Here is a 16,889-nt window from a genome sequence, read left to right on the forward strand (position 1 = left end):
AGGTGCCGACCTACAGGACAGATTTGTAGGTCGCGGGCTTCAGCCCCGACATCAACATTTTCATGGGTTGCACGCGCTGCACATCCCGCGCCCTGAGCTGGCCACACCCACCATCGACATCCTGCCCCGCCGACTGGCGCAGCTTGGTGAGCACGCCACGCTGGTGCAGACTGCGGGCGATCTCGGCGGCGCGTTCCCAGCTGGGCCTGGCATAAGGCAAATCGGGCACCGCGTTGTAGGGGATCATGTTCATCAGCGCGTATTTGCCCTTGAGCAGGCGCACGATGCCGTCGATTTCTTCGGCGCTGTCGTTCACGCCCTCAATCAAGGTCCACTGATACTGGATCGGGTAGCCGGTGGCGCGGGCATAAACCTCGCCGGCTTCCACCAAATCTTGCGGGTCAAAGCGCGGGGCACGGGGCAACAGTTGCGCCCGCAGATCGGCACGCGTGGTGTGCAGCGACAAGGCCAGTGCCGGTTTGACGCGGCCTTGCGGCAAGCGCTCGAACACCCTGGCATCGCCCACGGTGGAAAACACGAGATTCTTGTGGCCGATGTTGCCCACCGTACCCAGCAGGTCAATGGCATCCATCACCGCGTCCAGGTTGTGCGAAGGCTCGCCCATGCCCATGAAGACGACTTTTTTAATGGGCCGCAGCGTGCGAGCCAAAGCCACCTGCGCGACGATCTCGGCACTGCCCACCTGGCGGATCAGGCCTTCACGCCCGGTCATGCAAAACACGCAGCCCACTGCGCAGCCCACCTGGGATGAAACGCACAGACCGTCGCGCGGCAACAGCACGCTTTCCACCGTCTGGCCGTCTTGCAGGCCCACCAGCAAACGGGCCGAACCGTCTTGCCCCGGGTGCTGCTCGCGCAGCGTGGCCAGGCCGCTCAGCATTTGGCTGAGCGCAGGCAGGGTCTCGCGCACGGCCGTGGGCATGAAACTCTCTAGTGGTCTGCGACCGCTGTCCTGCGGCTTGGCTTGCGCCCACAGGCGCAGCACGCGCTGTTCATGCCGTTCGTTGGCCCCCAGTGCACGCAGATGGTCGCGGATGTCCTGAATGCTGTGCATCGGCTTCAACAAGAGGGGTTAGTAGTGCGGCGGGATTTCGTCGCGCAAGTTACGCAGTTCGGCACCGCCGCCCGACTCGGGCAGGCGGTCGCGCATCTGGCGAAGTTCCTGAATGAGCGCGTCAATTTGCTGCTGTTGGCGGTACACCTGCGCGTTGAGCTGGTCCAGCAGGTCTTCGGTAAAACCGGCCTTGATCTCCAGGTCGACCAGGCGGTTTTCAATTGGGGTGGGTATGTCCATAGGCTGTATTGGACATGATTTTGGCGGGGCCTTTGCGATCTTTTATAATCCACGCATCGCCGAGTTAACTGAACTACTTGCAGGGCGATTCACAAATTCTGCTAAAGCGTTCGCCAGGCTCCGGGTTTTCAGGGTCGGCAACGCCGACAAACCGATGAAACTTTAGGAGCCTTTTTCATGTCCAACGACTACCTCTTCACCTCGGAGTCCGTCTCCGAAGGCCATCCCGACAAGGTCGCAGACCAGATCTCTGATGCGATTCTGGACGCGATCTTCGAGCAAGACCCGCTGAGCCGCGTGGCCGCCGAAACCCTGACCAACACCGGTCTGGTCGTGCTGGCCGGTGAGATCACCACGCAAGCCAATGTGGACTACATCCAGGTGGCCCGCGACACCATCAAGCGCATCGGCTACGACAACACCGAATACGGCATCGACTACAAAGGCTGCGCCGTGCTGGTGGCCTATGACAAGCAGTCCAACGACATCGCTCAGGGCGTGGACCACGCATCGGATGACTTTTTGAACATCGGCGCAGGTGACCAGGGCCTCATGTTTGGCTATGCCTGCAGCGAAACGCCCGAGCTGATGCCCGCCCCTATTTATTACGCACACCGCTTGGTCGAGCGCCAGGCCCAGCTGCGCAAAGACGGCCGTCTGCCTTTCTTGCGCCCCGACGCCAAGAGCCAGGTGACCATGCGCTATGTGGACGGCAAACCCCACAGCATCGACACCGTGGTGCTGTCCACCCAGCACAGCCCCGACCAGTCGGAAACCGCCACCAAGATGAAGGCCAGCTTCACCGAAGCCATCATCGAAGAGATCATCAAGCCCGTGCTGCCCAAAGAGTGGCTGCAAGACACCAAATACCTGATCAACCCCACTGGCCGTTTCGTCATCGGTGGTCCTCAGGGTGATTGCGGCCTGACGGGTCGCAAGATCATTGTGGACACCTACGGCGGCGCTTGCCCGCACGGTGGCGGCGCGTTCTCAGGCAAAGACCCGTCCAAGGTCGACCGCTCGGCCGCTTATGCTGCCCGCTATGTGGCCAAGAACATCGTGGCCGCAGGTCTGGCCACCCAGTGCCAGGTGCAGGTGGCTTACGCCATTGGCGTGGCCCGCCCGATGAACATCACCGTGAACACCGCAGGGACTGGCGTGATTTCGGACGACAAGTTGTCAGCCATGGTGGCCGAACACTTTGATTTGCGCCCCAAAGGCATCATCCAGATGCTGAACCTGCTGCGCCCGATCTACAGCAAGACCGCCGCTTATGGCCACTTTGGCCGTGACGAGCCCGACTTCACTTGGGAGCGCACCGACCGCGCTGCTGCACTGAAAGCAGCTGCAGGCCTGTAAGCCCCAGCGAACGACAAGCCCCCCCGACAAGCATGGGGGGGTAAAGCACAAGCCGCTCAGCATACGTTGAGCGGCTTTTTTTCATTCCGGTTGGGCAACCGGTATGCAAGCCACATCAGGGACCGCTTGTCGAGGGCCTGGTCTGTGGCACCCGACACAGACAGCCGATGCGGCTTGTTTTGACAATCCAGTCAAACCACGCCAACGGAACCCACCATGTTCAAAGACCGCCTTGATGCAGCCCACCAATTAACAAAAGCGCTGAACAAATACGAAGGCCAAAACCCTTTGGTGCTGGCGATCCCCCGTGGCGCTGTGCCCATGGGGGTGTGGATGGCGCAAGCCCTGCATGGGGAAATGGACGTGGTGCTGGTGCGCAAACTGAGTGCACCGTTTCAGCCCGAAGTGGCCATCGGCGCAGTGGACGAAACAGGGCTGGCCTATCTGTCCCCTTTCGCCGCCGCGATGGGCATTAACCCGCAATATGTGAAAGATGAAATCCAGCGGCAGATGAAAACCCTGAAGTCGCGGCGCCAGCAATACAGCCAAATTCGAGCACCCATTCCGGTTCAGGGGCGCGTGGTCATCGTGGTAGACGATGGCTTGGCCACAGGGGCCACCATGATGTCGGCACTCAAAGCCCTGCGCCAACACCACCCGCAGCGTTTGGTCTGCGCCATTCCGGTGGCCAGCCCGGAAGCTTTGGCCAAAATCCAACCCCTGGCTGACGAAACGGTCTGCCTGTCCGCCCCTGAAGACTTCATGGCTGTGGCGCAGTTTTACCAACAGTTCCCACAAGTGGACGACGCACAGGTGCTGGCGTTGCTACAACCGAAATTCAGTGCGTAGGCGTTTGTCCAACTCTGTCACGTTCAATGCCGTCAAATCCAGCACGTGTTTCGCCACAAGGGTGTGTTGCACAGACGCGTCCAGGTGCGACAGCAACTCCCCCATGAAAGGGTTAGAGGCGAACACGGCCAAGGCATTCACGCGGTGGTTCAAAACCGCCTCATGAAAATACTTCGCCAGCGTTTTTGCAAACTCGCTGCGATGCAGCTGTTTGAGGTCTGACCGGGGAGCCAGCCCCGCCCGACCCGCCGCTGAATGGCCCAACGGCGCCCGCTCGGTCTCGCTGGCGGCCATGCGGCTTTCAGGGTGAAGCCAATCGGTCAACTCCACCAAAGGCTCGGTGAACGATGTGCGCTCAAAAACCCTCGCATGCGACGCGTTGGCCACCAATATCCAATGTTTTTGAGCCATGCCACGATCCTTCTTTCAGTCTGAATGAAATTTCATTTTTCGGGATGGCCATGCACCGGTCAATTGACCTGTCGGTATAGGCCCTCTGGCTCAAGGCGCGCATTCATGCGAATGGATTGATCCGCATCAAGCCACGTCATCCAACGACATGCGCCAATGCATAACGTTCAAGACTTTCGCCAATGCACCCTCGTGATGTGATGCGCGGCCCAAACACAAGCCCAGCCCTGTCAGCCAGATGACCCAGCCCCCAAGTCCGCAATCGCACGAGTGCGTTTTCATTGCCCAGAACCTCACCAAGGTCTATGGCGAAGGGGCTGCTGCGGTTCAGGCTTTGCGCGGCATAGACCTGCGCATCACGCCCGGCGAGTTTGTGGTCTTGCTCGGAGCTTCGGGCAGCGGGAAATCGACCTTGCTCAACATTCTGGGGGGCTTGGACAACGCCACGGCAGGAACGGCCCAATGGGTCCATCAGGGCGAGGCACACGACCTGACCGGTGCCAGCGATGCCGAACTCACCCGCTACCGGCGCGAACATGTGGGCTTTGTGTTCCAGTTCTACAACCTGATCCCCAGCCTCACGGCACTGGAGAACGTGGCACTGGTCACCGACATTGCCCAAGACCCCATGCGACCTGAAGACGCTTTGGCTTTGGTGGGCCTGACGGACCGCATGAACCACTTTGTGTCGCAACTCTCCGGTGGTGAACAGCAACGCGTGGCCATTGCCCGGGCCATCGCCAAACGACCCCAGGTGCTGCTGTGTGACGAACCCACAGGTGCGCTCGACTGTGCCACCGGCATCGTGGTGTTGCAGGCCATCGAAAGAGTCAACCGCGAACTGGGCACGACCACGGTGGTCATCACCCACAACGCCCCCATTGCCGACATGGCTGACCGCGTGATGCGCATGGCCGATGGCCGCATTGTGGACATCCAGGTGAACCCCCACAAAGTGGCCGCCGCCACGCTGCAATGGTGATCTGACCATGACAGCACTGCACACCAAACTGTGGCGCGACCTGCAACGCTTGTGGGCGCAGGTGCTCACCATCGCTGTCGTGGTGTCCATTGGTGTGGCCGGTTTTGTGGGCATGTTCTCGGTGCACGAATCACTCAAAGGCTCGCGCGACAGTTTTTACCAAAACAACCGCTTGGCCGATGTGTTCATTCACCTCAAACGGGCGCCGGTGGTCTTGCGCGATCGTCTGGCTGCCATCGAAGGCGTGGCCGAAGTCCAGCTCAGTGTGGTGATGGACGCACAAATCGCCCTACCCGATGCACAAGCGCCCGTCACGGGTCGCTTCATCGGCCTCGACCTGGCACGGGTGCACGAACAACGGCAAGGCCTGAACGCTTTGAGCCTGCGCAGCGGTCGCTGGCCAGAGAGCGGGCATGCATTGGAGGCTGTGGTGAGCGACCGCTTCGCTGTCGCCAGACACCTCAAACCCGGCGACCGTGTGCAGGCCATCCTGAACGGTCGTCTGCACAACATTCATTTGGTGGGGACAGCCGTGTCACCCGAATACGTATTTGCCTCGCGCGGCGGTGCCCCCGATGACCGGACATTTGGCATCTGGTGGGTGGATCAGGAGCGCATGACCCAGGTGTTTGACATGCAAGGCGCGTTCAACCAGGCCTCATTGCGCCTGCACGATCTTGCGTGGCTGCAAGCGGTGATTGAGCAGACAGACCACATACTGAACGCCTATGGCACACGGGGTGCGGTAGGGCGCGACAAACAAATCTCTGCACGCATCGTCAGCGACGAACTCTCGCAACTGAAGGTCATGGGCACGGTACTGCCCTCGATTTTTTTGGCTGTCTCCATGTTCATCCTGAATGTGGTGGTGAGCCGACAGGTGGCGACGCAACGCAGCCAGATCGCGGCACTCAAGGCGCTGGGGTATGACGACCGCGCGATCGTCCGGCATTACCTGGGCTTGGCCATGGTCATCACTGGCCTCGGGCTGGTCGCGGGCTTGCTGCTCAGCCGCTGGATCGGCCTGCTCGTTCTGGACATGTACGACGCCATTTTTCGTTTCAACCAGTTGGCCTATGGCACCACACCCTGGCTGGTCATCGCAGCCGCAGGCGTCGCCCTGACAGCCGCCATCCTGGGCACTTGGGGGGCTATCCGCACCGTGGTGCGCCTGAAACCCGCCATGGCCATGCAAGCCCCATCGCCCCCGACTTACCAACAAACCCTGATCGAAAGACTGGGCTGGGGTCAACACGTCAGTGCAGGCACGCTCATGGTGGTGCGCAATTTCGAGCGACGCCCATGGCGTTCGGTGTTCACCATCACCGGCATTGCTTTGGCGGTCGCCTTGCAAATTTCGGGGGCTTTCTGGCTGGACGCCATTGCACACATCGTGGACATCCAGTTTCGTCAAACCCAACGCGGCAATGTGGTGGTCAACTTTCAACGCCCTGTAGACCCCTCGGTGGTGCAAGAGCTGAAACGCCTGCCAGGTGTGATCCACGCCGAACCCTACCGCAGCGAAGCCGTGCGCCTGCACTGGCGAGGCATGGCAGAAGACGGGAATCTGCTGGGGCTGGTGGGCACCACACGGCTGCTGCGGCCTGTAGACGAGCAGCGCGGGCCCATCCGGATCCCGCCTCAAGGCTTGGCCGTCTCATGGCTATGGGCCAAAAGACTGGGATTGCAGGTGGGCGACCAGGTCGAAGTGGAGTTCCGCATGTGGCACCAGGCCCGTGCCACAGTCGAGGTGGTGGAGATCGTGCACACCCTGATGGACAAGCAAGCCTTCATGGACTTTGCCACTCTGAACACCTTGTCGCGCGATGGCTCTGTCGCGAGTGAAGCCACCCTGCACGTCGACCCTTTGGCCATGGGTGCGTTTTGGCAAGCCGTCAAACAAGCCCCGCTCATCACCGCCGTGTTCGACAAAGCCGCCTCACTCGCCAGCTTCCAGGAAACCACCTCCAAAAGCATGGGCGTTTTCAGCAGCATTCTCACGCTGTTTGCCGTCGCCATGGCGGTGGGCATTGTCTACAACGCTGCCCGCATCAGCCTGTCAGAGCGCGCCTGGGAACTGGCCAGTCTGCGGGTTCTGGGCATGACACGCGCCGAAGTCTCGGTCTTGTTGCTGGGCCAACTGGCCACCGAACTCTTGCTGGCCCTGCCCCTCGGCGCAGCTGCAGGGTGGGGACTGGCGACCGTCCTGATGCGCTTGATGTCTTCCGACAACATCGATTTCCCCGTCATCATCGCGCCGTCCACTTATGCCTGGGCTGCGCTCATTGTCTTGGCGGCTGGCATGGTCAGTGCCTTGCTGGTGCGTCGAAAAATTGACCAGCTGGATCTGGTCGCCGTTTTGAAAGTACGCGAATGAACCCGAATACCTCACCTGGTTTTTTGAAGCGCTGGGGGCCTTGGAGCCTGGCCGGATTGGGCGTCATCGCCTTGGCGATCTGGGCACTGATGCCTCGCCCCTTGGTGGTGGAGGTCGGCACGGTCAGCACCGGGCGCTTTGAACAGGCCATTGACGAAGACGGTCAGTTGCGCGTGAAAAATCGTTATGTCATTTCAGCCCCCATGCCTGCCGAGCTGATCAGGCCCGCGCTCAAAGTCGGGGACTATGTGCGGGCTGGCGATGTGGTGGCCACCCTGGTGCCGCTGGCACCCAACATGATTGACGACCGTAACCGCTTGATTTTGCGACAACGTGTGGGCCGAGACGATGCGGCACGCATGGCCGCCGCAGCGCAACTTCAACGCCTGCAAACCACTTTGACGCAAACCGAACTGGAAGCGCAACGGGCCCAACAACTCGCCAAAGACAACTTCATTGCCGCTGCAGCGCTGGACCAGGCTTTGTTGGCCAGCCGTGCAGCAGCGCAGGCCTTGGCTGCGGGTCAAGCCCAATTGCAGGTTGCAGAATTCTCGCTGGCCGAATCTCAAGCGGCTTTGGCCAAGTCGCGACCTTCGAGCTTGACGCCCCAAAACACCTTGTCCCTCAAAAGCCCGGTCGATGGCCAAGTGGTCAAACTGCACCTGAGCAGCAATGCCCCGGTCGTGGCAGGGCAAGCTTTGCTGGAGATCGGTGACATCCGTGACATGGAGGCGGTCGTGGGTGTCCTGTCTTCCGACGCACGGCAGATGACAACGGGGACCACAGTGCTCATTTCGGCAGGCGTTGGCGCGCCGCCCATGTCTGGCCATGTCACCCGCATTGAACCAGTGGCCTTCACCAAAGTCTCTGCACTGGGAATCGAGGAACAACGGGTCAATGTGCTCATCGACTTGGCCCCCTTGCCGGACAGCACCCAGCGCCTGGGCGATGGGTTTCGTGTGGCCGCGCACATCACGCTGTTCGCACAAGAGAACGCCCTGCTGGTGCCCAGCGCTGCACTGCTGCGCGAAGGCACAGGCTGGCAAGTCCTGGTGATCCAAAACGGCCGTGCACACGCCAAAAGTGTGACGGTGAAAGAACGCAACGCCGACATGGCTTGGGTAATACCTGATCAAGGGGCCGGCGTGCGATCTGGTGATTCGGTGCTGCTCTACCCGGGCACCATCACGGATGGCCAGCGTGTGAAGGTCACAAGCCGTCTTGGGTCAAAAACAAGCCCTTGATGCCGCGCAAGGGGCAAGTTGACACGCCAGACTTAATCACGGCGCATGCGCTCTTGCTTGATGTCCGTTGCCTTGCGGCATGTCGGTGTCACAGCACACGTCATGGCAAGGCCTGGGTGAGTCAGGAAACAGACACACCGCCACGCGCACAGCAAGATGACAGCGTGGTCATCTGCGCCAGAGTCTGCTTTGGACGTACCCACACACCTTTCTGGTTCGTCATCAAGGACACGCACGCATGAACGCCGCTCAGCCCATCCCACTTCAAATTAACTTTCGTAACCTGGAGACCTCCGAAGCGGTCGAAGCCAAGGTGCGCGAAAAAGTCAACAAGCTCGGGCACTTCTACCCGACCATCAACAGCTGCCGCGTCGTGATCGAGCAGCGCCACCGCCACCACACCCAAGGCAACCACTTCCATGTCCGAATTGATTTGAAAGTCCCCGGACATGAACTGATTGCAGGTCGAGAGCCCGACCAGAACCATGCCTACACCGACGTGTATGTGGCGCTACGAGATGCTTTCGATGCCATGCGCCGTCAACTGGAAGACCTGGCGAGAAACCAACAAGGCCATGTGAAACGCCATGAAGAAAAGCGACACGGCCACATCACCGAAATCGCGCCCGACAAAACCTTCGGGCGGATTGAATCGGTGGATGGCCGCTGGCTTTACTTTCACCGCAACAGCCTGATTGGCGAAGACTTCGACAAGTTGCAGGTCGGCACCCCAGTGTATTACGTCGAAGACATGGGCGATGAAGGTCCGCAAGCGAGCAGCGTGTACCCGGTTGGAAAACACCACATTCTGGTGTGAGGGGTGAGGGCAAGCCCCACAGGAGAGGAGAGGCGATGCCTCACTTGGGCCGTAGCCCAAGCGGAGGCATCAGGCGATCTTGAGCAGATGGCTTTGGCCGTTGGGCTTTTTGGGCAAAGTCAGTTGCAACACGCCATTTTCGTATTTGGCAGAAGCCGCAGATTGGTCCACGCTCTCGTCTAATGTGAAGCTGCGAGAGACGCTGCCGTAATAGCGCTCACTGCGAATGACCTTGGCACCTTCTTTTTCCTGTTTTTCTTTTTTCACTTCGGCGCTCAAGGAGACCTGATTGCCCTCCACGGACACTTTGATGTCTTCTTTTTTGACACCTGGAATCTCGGCTTTGACAAAAAAGTTTTTATCGTCTTCCGTCAAGTCCAGTCGCATTTGTGGCTCGCCCTCCATGAGTCGGTACGTGGGGCGCATTGCAAACCCTTTGAAAAAGTCTTCATTGAAAGGGTCACGCAGTTCGCTGAAAGGGTTGAATCGTGTGAGGTTGCTCATGGTGTTTTCTCCAGACGTGAAAATGTGCGGCGCGGGTGCCGTATGACAATGAGGAGCGCGGTGGAATTACGCATCGCCCCGAGTGCTGTTTCGCAAAACAGCCTCAGTTCTCAATGTCAATTTTTCTGCACACGATGTCTGTTGACCATCTCACGAAACATGGTCATTCCAGCACCTGGCTTTTACCCAGTCCCCTACACACGGGTGATCGACAACACCTGGCTGCGCGATGTGATGTCGTGGATATTGCCTTCTCTGGTATTTTTTGGATTGTGGTTTTTCCTGATCCGCCGCGTGGTCGGTCAACAAGGCCCAGGCAGTTTCCTGAACATTGGCAAAAGCCAGGCCAAGGTCTATGTGATGCAACGAACCGGCGTGGCGGCTTTGATATAAGCGGGGGGTTTTCGCGGCCATGTGTAGCACCTGTGTGTAGCACTGTGCGAAAACTGCTTTTGATTTCAGAATGAAAAAACCGCTGCAAATCATAGACTTACAACGGTTTTTCATTTTTTGGCGGAGTGGACGGGAAAGCTTGCCAGCACTCCGCCAAGCCTTGCCCACTCTCAAAAAACCGTTTTTCCGTCTGTGCGGAAGGTTCCAAAACTGTGAGCCTCAAGTGTAGCACCCACGCAAAAAAGACGCAGACGCTTGACTTTTGACCCCAGAAGCGCAACAATGCCAACATGAACAAAGAAATTTCCTTTGACATTGCCGCCCAGTTTGAAGCCACTGGCTCTGGGCAAAAACTATCCTTGTACGTGCCGAACAAGGATAAGAACGGGCTCCATGTTGACCAGAGCGTTTGGGTCGATCAGACCATAAGGCTGTTCTCAAAACTGTTCGGCGGTGCTACCGTTTTTCCGAACATCCTTGGCGCATGGCTGAACAAAGAGACTGACCAGTTGATTGTTGAAGAACCTCAAATTGTCTACTCCTACATGACTGCTGATGCATTTATTAAAGCTGCTGATGAGTTGAAAACCTTCATGTACCGCATGGGCAATGAAACCAACCAAGGACAAATTGGCTTTGAATTCGACAGTACCTTTTATCTGTTGGACATTTAGGAGGCATATCATGGCTCGCATTGTGGATACATCAAAAATTGTGCGGATTCGAGATACCTCAAATCTGGGGGTAAAAGTACCTGCGGACTTTATTCAAAACACGTTCGGAGCACGCCCCGTTGCATCAACAACGCGGATGGATTTGCTACAGCTCCGTGACTTAATGAGTGAAATGTTGCAGTCCACGGGCGGTAGGCCGAGCTTGTCGCATTCCAGCGACCGAGTGAAACTGCCAAAGCTCGAATCGGACTGGGCAGCCATTGAGGAAATTTCCCAACGCTTGGCCCCTCAGTTGGTTTTCAAACCATCCCCCGCCCAAGTGGCAGCGGTCATGTTGCATTGGGCAGTTTCACACATGAATGAGGAAGACATCAAGCACGCAATGAAGGCTTGAAGTCACCTCGGCTTTGGTGCTCGTGAAATTTCGAAAGGTAAGGACGGGAAAGCTTGCCAGCACTCTGCAAAGCCTTGCCCACTCTCAAAAACCGTCTTCTCGCTCATGCTGAGGGTTCGAAAAGTGTTATGCCAAAGTGTAGCACCACTTTTCAAAAATCGCACCAAATTCAATTAACTAATCCCAAACTGAGCCGAGGTGAGAATCACACTTTCAAATTACACGTGGTTTGATATGTTTTTTGAAAATATCCCATAAAAACTTCCTATTGATTCCAAATGATTGAAATCGAGCTACTAGGCGATCATCGAGCAGGCAGTCTAGCTTTAAATAAGACTCATTATTTGAGTCGGCAAAATTTGAGTCTGATGCAGAAAAATCGTAGCGCGCCATTTTTTGACTGACGGAACACAAATCACCAGCAATTTTTCCATTACTGATATCAGCCTCAGCCCAATGATTATCACTAAATAGCCATAATTTATCGTATCGAATGTTTTTATCAGCGTCTTTTTGCTGATTTAGAAAACAATCTTTTAAATCAACAATAAGTTGATTGTCGCGATAAAAAGCAATAGTGGACAATGCCTTGCTTTTCGTCACCTCTGGCATTTGCAGAGCTTCAAAATAAGCTAGGATCTGATCATCATTCATGGTTTCTCTCTCTTACTTTCAGAATTTGCGCCTCTAGGTAATGAACAACATGACCCAGATAATTTGCATCGAACAATGGCGCCCTATAATCCCATTGCCAAACATCTTTTTCACTCTTCAATCTATCACTTTCATAAAAAGAGTGCAACAATTCTTTTACAACCTGCTTTAATTGCGTAGTAATTTGGAATTCGACATAAACCTTAGATTGGATATCAGTCCTCGACAAATCCTCAATCAAAAAATCAAATCCAATATCAACATGCCCAGCATAATATCCTTCTGGAGTTGCTTGGAGTTGATTTCGACACTCTAGACCATGCTTCTCAGCAAGGGAAACTAGCCTCTTTGCCAAAAACTGCACGCCATCAATATACCTAGTGGACAATGTTGTTCTAAGGATATCACCTATGGTATTAAACCACGTACCAGCAGAAACCCAATCACCATCAGGTGAATTAGGCCAATTAGGGTTTTTAAGGACGTTCTTTCTGTACGCCTTATTGTACGCTGAACTCCATGTCTTACAATTTAATTTAGCCTGTTGCTCAAAGCTCCCGCTAAAAAGAGCTTCTACATTTGGTGTCTCTTGTATATATAGAGCATCCCAATTTTGTATATTCGCTTTCAGTTCCACCCAAAAAGGATGACTCTGTAATTGCTCAGCGGCTCTCCGTGTGCAGCCTTCATAGTGATTTTTAAGAACTGATTGGGGCTTATTTTCGTTAGCTAGCAGAGCGCAGAAATGCACCTCGTAAGTCTCGAAACTTGGTCGGTTAGAGTTGTTGGCAGTTAAAATAGGCACGAAGTTTTACCTTAACAAAAATCAATTACTGCTGATTGATGGTTGCCGCGACAACTCGCATTGATACATTTTTACACTGATTGAACTCAAACATGAAGTGTAGCACGGTGCTAAGAACCTAGTTCGATCACACCATATGTCGCTTCGGCACTCTAGGTGTGTTGGTGGAGCTAGTCTTTACGTTCCGCCGCAGCACCTGACTGCTGGGCGTAAACGGTGCTTTCATAGCGGCCTTCAGCCGCATGTTCGCATCATGCAGCATCTGGTCTGCCTCCATCGCAATACGTGACGCCTCTTCTCCATACTGTACCGCCATTTCTAAATGGCGCAAGGTTTGTCGCTGAAGCTGCTCCTGTGTCTGTGGGACGTTGGAACTCACGGAAACGCTACGCACGCAAGGGAGAGTTTTCCCACGTTGTTGCGGTTGTGCGGTTGACCTCGATGATGGTGATGGTGTTGCCACCTTATGGCCTCTGCGTTCTTGCTCGATCTCGGCCTTGAGTGCATCAATTTTTTCATCGAGTTTTACCGCGATCCGCTCGCCCTTTCGTACGGTGTCAACTCGCTCGCTCATCGCCTCGCGCTGGTCGGTATAGCTAGGCTTGGCTCCTTTGAGCTTTGGCCCAATTTTGATCTCGCCACTGTTGGGGGGCACATAGTCAGGTGCCACGGTACGGACATGCATCAAATAGACAGCCTTGGCCTGCTTTAACCATGGCTTGGTGCTGATGGATCTATCCTTGGCATTCTGACGACTGAAAAAATCTTTGGGGGTCTTGCCCTCTTTCAAACCGCGCTCAGAAAAAACCACATGGGCATGAGGATTGCCGTCCCCCTTGTCATGGATCACCAAGCGATAAGCATGGCGGTCTTTCAGCAAGTCATCAACCAGCGATTGAGCCCATGCCAAAGCATTGGGGGCTTCCCTTGGAATCGCAATCACCAATGAGCGATAAGAACGCCCGTTCTGTCGCTCCAACTTGTCAGACAGGTCGAAGAAGTCCAAAGCATCGGCGGCGAAACTTGGAATATGTTTATCGACAATATGTTTCACTTCGGATTTATCCGAATAAGCGCCAATACCTGAAACATAGCTCATGTGTTTCAGTGCTCGCCCTTCGCATGCCAGGCCTGTTCTTGTTCTAAGATAAAAAGTCGCCATATCAATAACCTATATATTCAATATACGAAATTGAAATGACAAAAGCAAGACTTCAAACCCAAAGGGCAAAAAGGCAAAGCCGTTTTGGTGAAACCAAAACCAATGGGGTCAAGGGGGCACCCCTTGCGCAAGGAACGTTTGCTCGCGCAGCGAGAAACGTGTATTGCGCATAGTTGGATAACTATGCACCGCCGCACGAATCAAAACCCTTGTGGTTTTGTGAGTGCTAACCGCGAGCAGCGGTCAGCCATGCAAAAAATCAATAGACATAAAAATAAGTCATACGCCACGGCTTGCAAATGATGAAAGGATCGAATATATAAAAAGAAAGGAGATAATAAAATGGAAGACAAGATAAAGAAATTAGCAGAACTTGAAAAGAGACGCGAGCAAATCAGTAAGAAATTGGCGCTGGTTAAACGTTCGATGATCTTGAATGAAAGAAAGGCTGATGCACATATGAAAATTTGCATCGGTGTGTCGGCAATGGAATTAATCAAGGAATCTATGATTGGAAAAGACATCGCTGATTTAATGTATAAAAATGCACAGGATGCCATGAAATCAGATCACCCCGCATGGCAAAAACTGCAAGAACTACGCGAGGGTCTTATAATATTGAAACCGCAAAAGCGAGAACCTGAAACCTTTGATTTTGAAAGTCAAAATTGAAAAAGGCCCTTTCGGGCCTTTTCAGTTTGTTCTTTCCTCCATTCTTCGATAACTTTCTTCAAGCATGGCGCGGGTTTTTTTGTCTTGCGCATCGCCATCGTCATTGATGCTTTGATTCAGGATCTCCATCCATTTGGATAGCTCCTTTTCCGTGTGCTTGTTGTGCTGGAAACGGATCTGCCATTTTGGGTGTTCAACGTCTCTCACCTTGATGAAAAGGCCTGAGTCATTGACGTTTTGGCGATTGTTGGCCGCGAGAGCCGCAGCAGCGGCGACACCTGTTCCAACAACCACACCACCATTGGAAAAGTTGTAGCTCCACTCTCGCACATCCGCGAAATCGTAAACCTTGGAAACGCCTTCATCGTAGAGGTGAAGCTGGCGCAAAATCGGGCAAACGCCAATCCCCGTGTGCTTGAAGTGGTGGCTATATTTGGACGTTTTCACAGCATCCAAGAACGCCTGTAATTTGACATCGTTGGCATCTGATTCTTTTTTTTTGCCCATGAGCCAAAAAATCAGAATCACAGCGACAAGGAATCCGAGCAATTCCATGGTGGGCCTCCTTTTTGATCGTTGAGCTTAGAAGCGGTATTGCAAACCGACCGTGATCATGCGTGCGCTGGTGTCGGTGGCGTTGTCGCTGGTCTTGGTGATGTTGGGATAGAAATTCACATCAGCAGTGGCGGACAGGTTGGAGGTGAGTTTGTAGAGCCCTCCCAGCCCGTAGGTGGCGTGAACTTGGTTTTCCGAGCCCTCATAGGCAGGAGCGCCCACGCGTGCCACTTTGGTGCTGACCATGGCCACGCCTGCGCGGCCTGTCAGTGTCAGGGTGTCATTGACTGGGTAAAAGCCACGCAGTGCGATCACATTGGCCGTGTTCTTGACGGTCAAAACGCTTTGTTCACCTGAGCTGCCTCGTGTCAGGTCATAGGAAGGCGTACCAAAACGGGCTTGGGCGACTTCCATTCCGAAATACTGACCGAAGCGGTAGCCAAGCGCCAATTCTGTGCCCGTTTTGGTTGGCTTGTCTGCTGTGATGTAAGTGGCGTGAACCGTGTTGGCGGTGTCCAGGGTGGTGCGTGCCTGACCCAATGAGCCTTTGATATAGAAGCCTGAGACCTCTTCAGCGGCGTGGGAGGTTTGGGTCAGGCTTGCCAGAGTGGCAATGACAGCGATGAGTGCCGTTTTCATGATTGTTCCTTGTCTGTGATGGAGAAATTTCAATGTGCGGTATTGCACAGAAATCGATCCTACACGAAAAGGAAACTATATCCCGTGCGAAATTATTCCGTGAAGTCGAATCCCGTGGTGTTCTTCACAGCTTTACAAGAGGATGTAGCAATGCCACGAGTACAACGAAACAAAGAAAAGAACCCTGACTTGGTGGCCTTGGGCCTAGCCATTCGTCAGCGTCGCAAGGTCTTGGGCTACTCTCAAGAAGGCTTTGGCGATGCCTGCGGAATTGATCGCAGCTACATGGGTGGCATTGAGCGTGGTGAGCACAATTTGGCCATGGTCAACATCCTGAAAATTGTTCAGGCCTTGAAAGTCAACCCGTCCGAGTTCTTCCGCGATCTTGACCCTGATCGCAAGTTCGAACTGATCAATGGTGAAAAAGCGATCAAAGAGGCCAGTAGCCTCAAAAAATCTGTTGGGCTGAATGCCACTTCCAGCACAAAAAAACGTCCTACCCTTTGAGCTGTGTTTCCCCTTTCCCTACCCCCCTCAAAAGAAGAAAAATACGTTTGGCAAGGGCGTAAGCCCGCGCAGTGAGCGGATGCGAACGGAGTCAGAGAGCGAAAGCGACATAACGCGAACGAAGTGAGCCGACAGCCCCCTTGGGGGCGAAGCGAAGCGGTCGGAAGGGGGTCTAAAAAATTGCGAAGCGATTTTTCCTTGATATATCTTTGATATATCCTTGAAGGATATCTTGATATATCTTGTATGTGTTTTTGATAACACTGTAACCCAGTAACCATGCGGGTTAGCGAGGATCATAAAAATCCAAAACCGTAAAATGGTAGGGCTATCACCGTATTTTGGTAGGGTTATCGCCGTACTTTGGTAGGGTTTAAACCGTTGGATGGTAGTGCTATCACCGTACTTTGGTAGGGTTAGCACCGTATAAATTTTTAAAAATTATTTTTCTTACGGTTTAAAGTTCAAATACAGTAACCATGCGGGTTCTGCGATGTTTTTAAAAAAAATACCGTTTCCTTTAGATTTTTTCAAAAAAAGTACGGTTTAAAATTTGACATAAATTTTCCTTTCTGT

At 54.4% G+C, this 16,889-nt stretch carries 20 protein-coding genes; 11 read left to right on the top strand and 9 right to left on the bottom strand.

Annotated features, from left to right (window positions below; genetic code table 11):
- Positions 1-10 precede the first annotated feature (10 nt).
- Positions 11-1,075 (bottom strand): RNA methyltransferase, encoded by a 1,065-nt coding sequence (locus tag B9Z37_RS02860; protein WP_108311505.1) that lies wholly within the window; start codon positions 1,073-1,075, stop codon positions 11-13.
- Positions 1,076-1,093: 18 nt separating this feature from the next.
- A complete protein-coding gene (locus tag B9Z37_RS02865; protein ID WP_108311506.1) occupies positions 1,094-1,315 on the bottom strand; it encodes a SlyX family protein in 222 nt (73 codons plus the stop codon).
- A gap of 177 nt (positions 1,316-1,492) precedes the next feature.
- On the opposite strand from B9Z37_RS02865, the gene metK reads away from it, so the two are divergent.
- Entirely contained in the window at positions 1,493-2,674 is a 1,182-nt protein-coding gene (metK, locus tag B9Z37_RS02870) for a methionine adenosyltransferase (protein ID WP_108311507.1), read from the top strand.
- Between the two features lie 216 nt (positions 2,675-2,890).
- On the top strand, positions 2,891-3,523 hold the full coding sequence (locus B9Z37_RS02875; RefSeq protein ID WP_108311508.1) for a phosphoribosyltransferase: 633 nt from the start codon (positions 2,891-2,893) through the stop codon (positions 3,521-3,523).
- On the opposite strand, the gene B9Z37_RS02880 is transcribed toward B9Z37_RS02875, so the two are convergent.
- Positions 3,500-3,934 (bottom strand): host attachment protein, encoded by a 435-nt coding sequence (locus tag B9Z37_RS02880; RefSeq protein ID WP_108311509.1) that lies wholly within the window; start codon positions 3,932-3,934, stop codon positions 3,500-3,502. The genes B9Z37_RS02875 and B9Z37_RS02880 overlap by 24 nt on opposite strands.
- A gap of 238 nt (positions 3,935-4,172) precedes the next feature.
- Between B9Z37_RS02880 and B9Z37_RS02885 the strand changes: the two genes are divergently transcribed.
- The 4 genes from B9Z37_RS02885 (at position 4,173) to B9Z37_RS02900 (ending at position 9,354) form a co-directional block, all read left to right on the top strand.
- A complete protein-coding gene (locus tag B9Z37_RS02885; protein WP_108311510.1) occupies positions 4,173-4,916 on the top strand; it encodes an ABC transporter ATP-binding protein in 744 nt (247 codons plus the stop codon).
- A 7-nt stretch (positions 4,917-4,923) separates the two neighbouring features.
- Entirely contained in the window at positions 4,924-7,293 is a 2,370-nt protein-coding gene (locus tag B9Z37_RS02890; protein WP_108311511.1) for an ABC transporter permease, read from the top strand.
- Positions 7,290-8,537, top strand: a complete 1,248-nt coding sequence (locus tag B9Z37_RS02895) for an efflux RND transporter periplasmic adaptor subunit (RefSeq protein WP_108311512.1) — start codon at positions 7,290-7,292, stop codon at positions 8,535-8,537. The genes B9Z37_RS02890 and B9Z37_RS02895 overlap by 4 nt, the downstream gene beginning before the upstream one ends.
- Before the next feature lie 238 nt (positions 8,538-8,775).
- Positions 8,776-9,354 carry an HPF/RaiA family ribosome-associated protein gene (locus B9Z37_RS02900; RefSeq protein WP_108311513.1) on the top strand — a complete coding sequence of 193 codons (579 nt, stop codon included), beginning with the start codon at positions 8,776-8,778 and terminating at the stop codon, positions 9,352-9,354.
- 69 nt (positions 9,355-9,423) lie between these two features.
- Here B9Z37_RS02900 and B9Z37_RS02905 read toward each other — a convergent pair whose 3' ends face one another.
- Positions 9,424-9,858 carry an Hsp20/alpha crystallin family protein gene (locus tag B9Z37_RS02905; protein WP_108311514.1) on the bottom strand — a complete coding sequence of 145 codons (435 nt, stop codon included), beginning with the start codon at positions 9,856-9,858 and terminating at the stop codon, positions 9,424-9,426.
- A 141-nt stretch (positions 9,859-9,999) separates the two neighbouring features.
- Here B9Z37_RS02905 and B9Z37_RS02910 point away from each other — a divergent pair, with 141 nt between their 5' ends.
- The 3 genes from B9Z37_RS02910 to B9Z37_RS02925 all read left to right on the top strand — a co-directional run bounded on the left by B9Z37_RS02910 (position 10,000) and on the right by B9Z37_RS02925 (position 11,319).
- Complete coding sequence (locus B9Z37_RS02910; protein WP_146179689.1) at positions 10,000-10,251, top strand: hypothetical protein; 252 nt, start codon at positions 10,000-10,002, stop codon at positions 10,249-10,251.
- 290 nt (positions 10,252-10,541) lie between these two features.
- The gene (locus tag B9Z37_RS02920) at positions 10,542-10,925 is read left to right on the top strand and encodes a hypothetical protein (protein ID WP_108311517.1); all 384 of its coding nucleotides are present in this window, start codon (positions 10,542-10,544) and stop codon (positions 10,923-10,925) included.
- A gap of 10 nt (positions 10,926-10,935) precedes the next feature.
- Entirely contained in the window at positions 10,936-11,319 is a 384-nt protein-coding gene (locus tag B9Z37_RS02925) for a hypothetical protein (protein ID WP_108311518.1), read from the top strand.
- A gap of 213 nt (positions 11,320-11,532) precedes the next feature.
- Here the strand turns inward: B9Z37_RS02925 and B9Z37_RS02930 are convergent, their stop codons facing one another.
- The 3 genes from B9Z37_RS02930 to B9Z37_RS02935 form a co-directional block, all read right to left on the bottom strand.
- The gene (locus B9Z37_RS02930; RefSeq protein WP_108311519.1) at positions 11,533-11,973 is read right to left on the bottom strand and encodes a hypothetical protein; all 441 of its coding nucleotides are present in this window, start codon (positions 11,971-11,973) and stop codon (positions 11,533-11,535) included.
- Positions 11,966-12,778: a hypothetical protein gene (locus B9Z37_RS14285; protein ID WP_146179690.1), complete on the bottom strand. Its 813-nt coding sequence runs from the start codon at positions 12,776-12,778 to the stop codon at positions 11,966-11,968. The genes B9Z37_RS02930 and B9Z37_RS14285 overlap by 8 nt, the downstream gene beginning before the upstream one ends.
- 127 nt (positions 12,779-12,905) lie before the next feature.
- Positions 12,906-13,877 carry a MobA/MobL family protein gene (locus B9Z37_RS02935; RefSeq protein ID WP_167394302.1) on the bottom strand — a complete coding sequence of 324 codons (972 nt, stop codon included), beginning with the start codon at positions 13,875-13,877 and terminating at the stop codon, positions 12,906-12,908.
- A 405-nt stretch (positions 13,878-14,282) separates the two neighbouring features.
- On the opposite strand from B9Z37_RS02935, the gene B9Z37_RS02940 reads away from it, so the two are divergent.
- Positions 14,283-14,612: a hypothetical protein gene (locus B9Z37_RS02940; protein ID WP_108311521.1), complete on the top strand. Its 330-nt coding sequence runs from the start codon at positions 14,283-14,285 to the stop codon at positions 14,610-14,612.
- Positions 14,613-14,633: 21 nt separating this feature from the next.
- Here the strand turns inward: B9Z37_RS02940 and B9Z37_RS02945 are convergent, their stop codons facing one another.
- Together B9Z37_RS02945 and B9Z37_RS02950 are read right to left on the bottom strand one after the other, a co-directional pair.
- Positions 14,634-15,167 (bottom strand): DUF4755 domain-containing protein, encoded by a 534-nt coding sequence (locus tag B9Z37_RS02945; RefSeq protein WP_108311522.1) that lies wholly within the window; start codon positions 15,165-15,167, stop codon positions 14,634-14,636.
- 27 nt (positions 15,168-15,194) lie between these two features.
- Entirely contained in the window at positions 15,195-15,806 is a 612-nt protein-coding gene (locus tag B9Z37_RS02950) for a porin family protein (protein WP_108311523.1), read from the bottom strand.
- Positions 15,807-15,905: 99 nt separating this feature from the next.
- Between B9Z37_RS02950 and B9Z37_RS14730 the strand changes: the two genes are divergently transcribed.
- Positions 15,906-16,313 (top strand): helix-turn-helix domain-containing protein, encoded by a 408-nt coding sequence (locus B9Z37_RS14730; protein WP_338066579.1) that lies wholly within the window; start codon positions 15,906-15,908, stop codon positions 16,311-16,313.
- Positions 16,314-16,889: the final 576 nt, after the last annotated feature.

This window comes from Limnohabitans parvus II-B4 (assembly GCF_003063455.1).
Taxonomy (GTDB): Bacteria; Pseudomonadota; Gammaproteobacteria; order Burkholderiales; family Burkholderiaceae_C; genus Limnohabitans_A; species Limnohabitans_A parvus.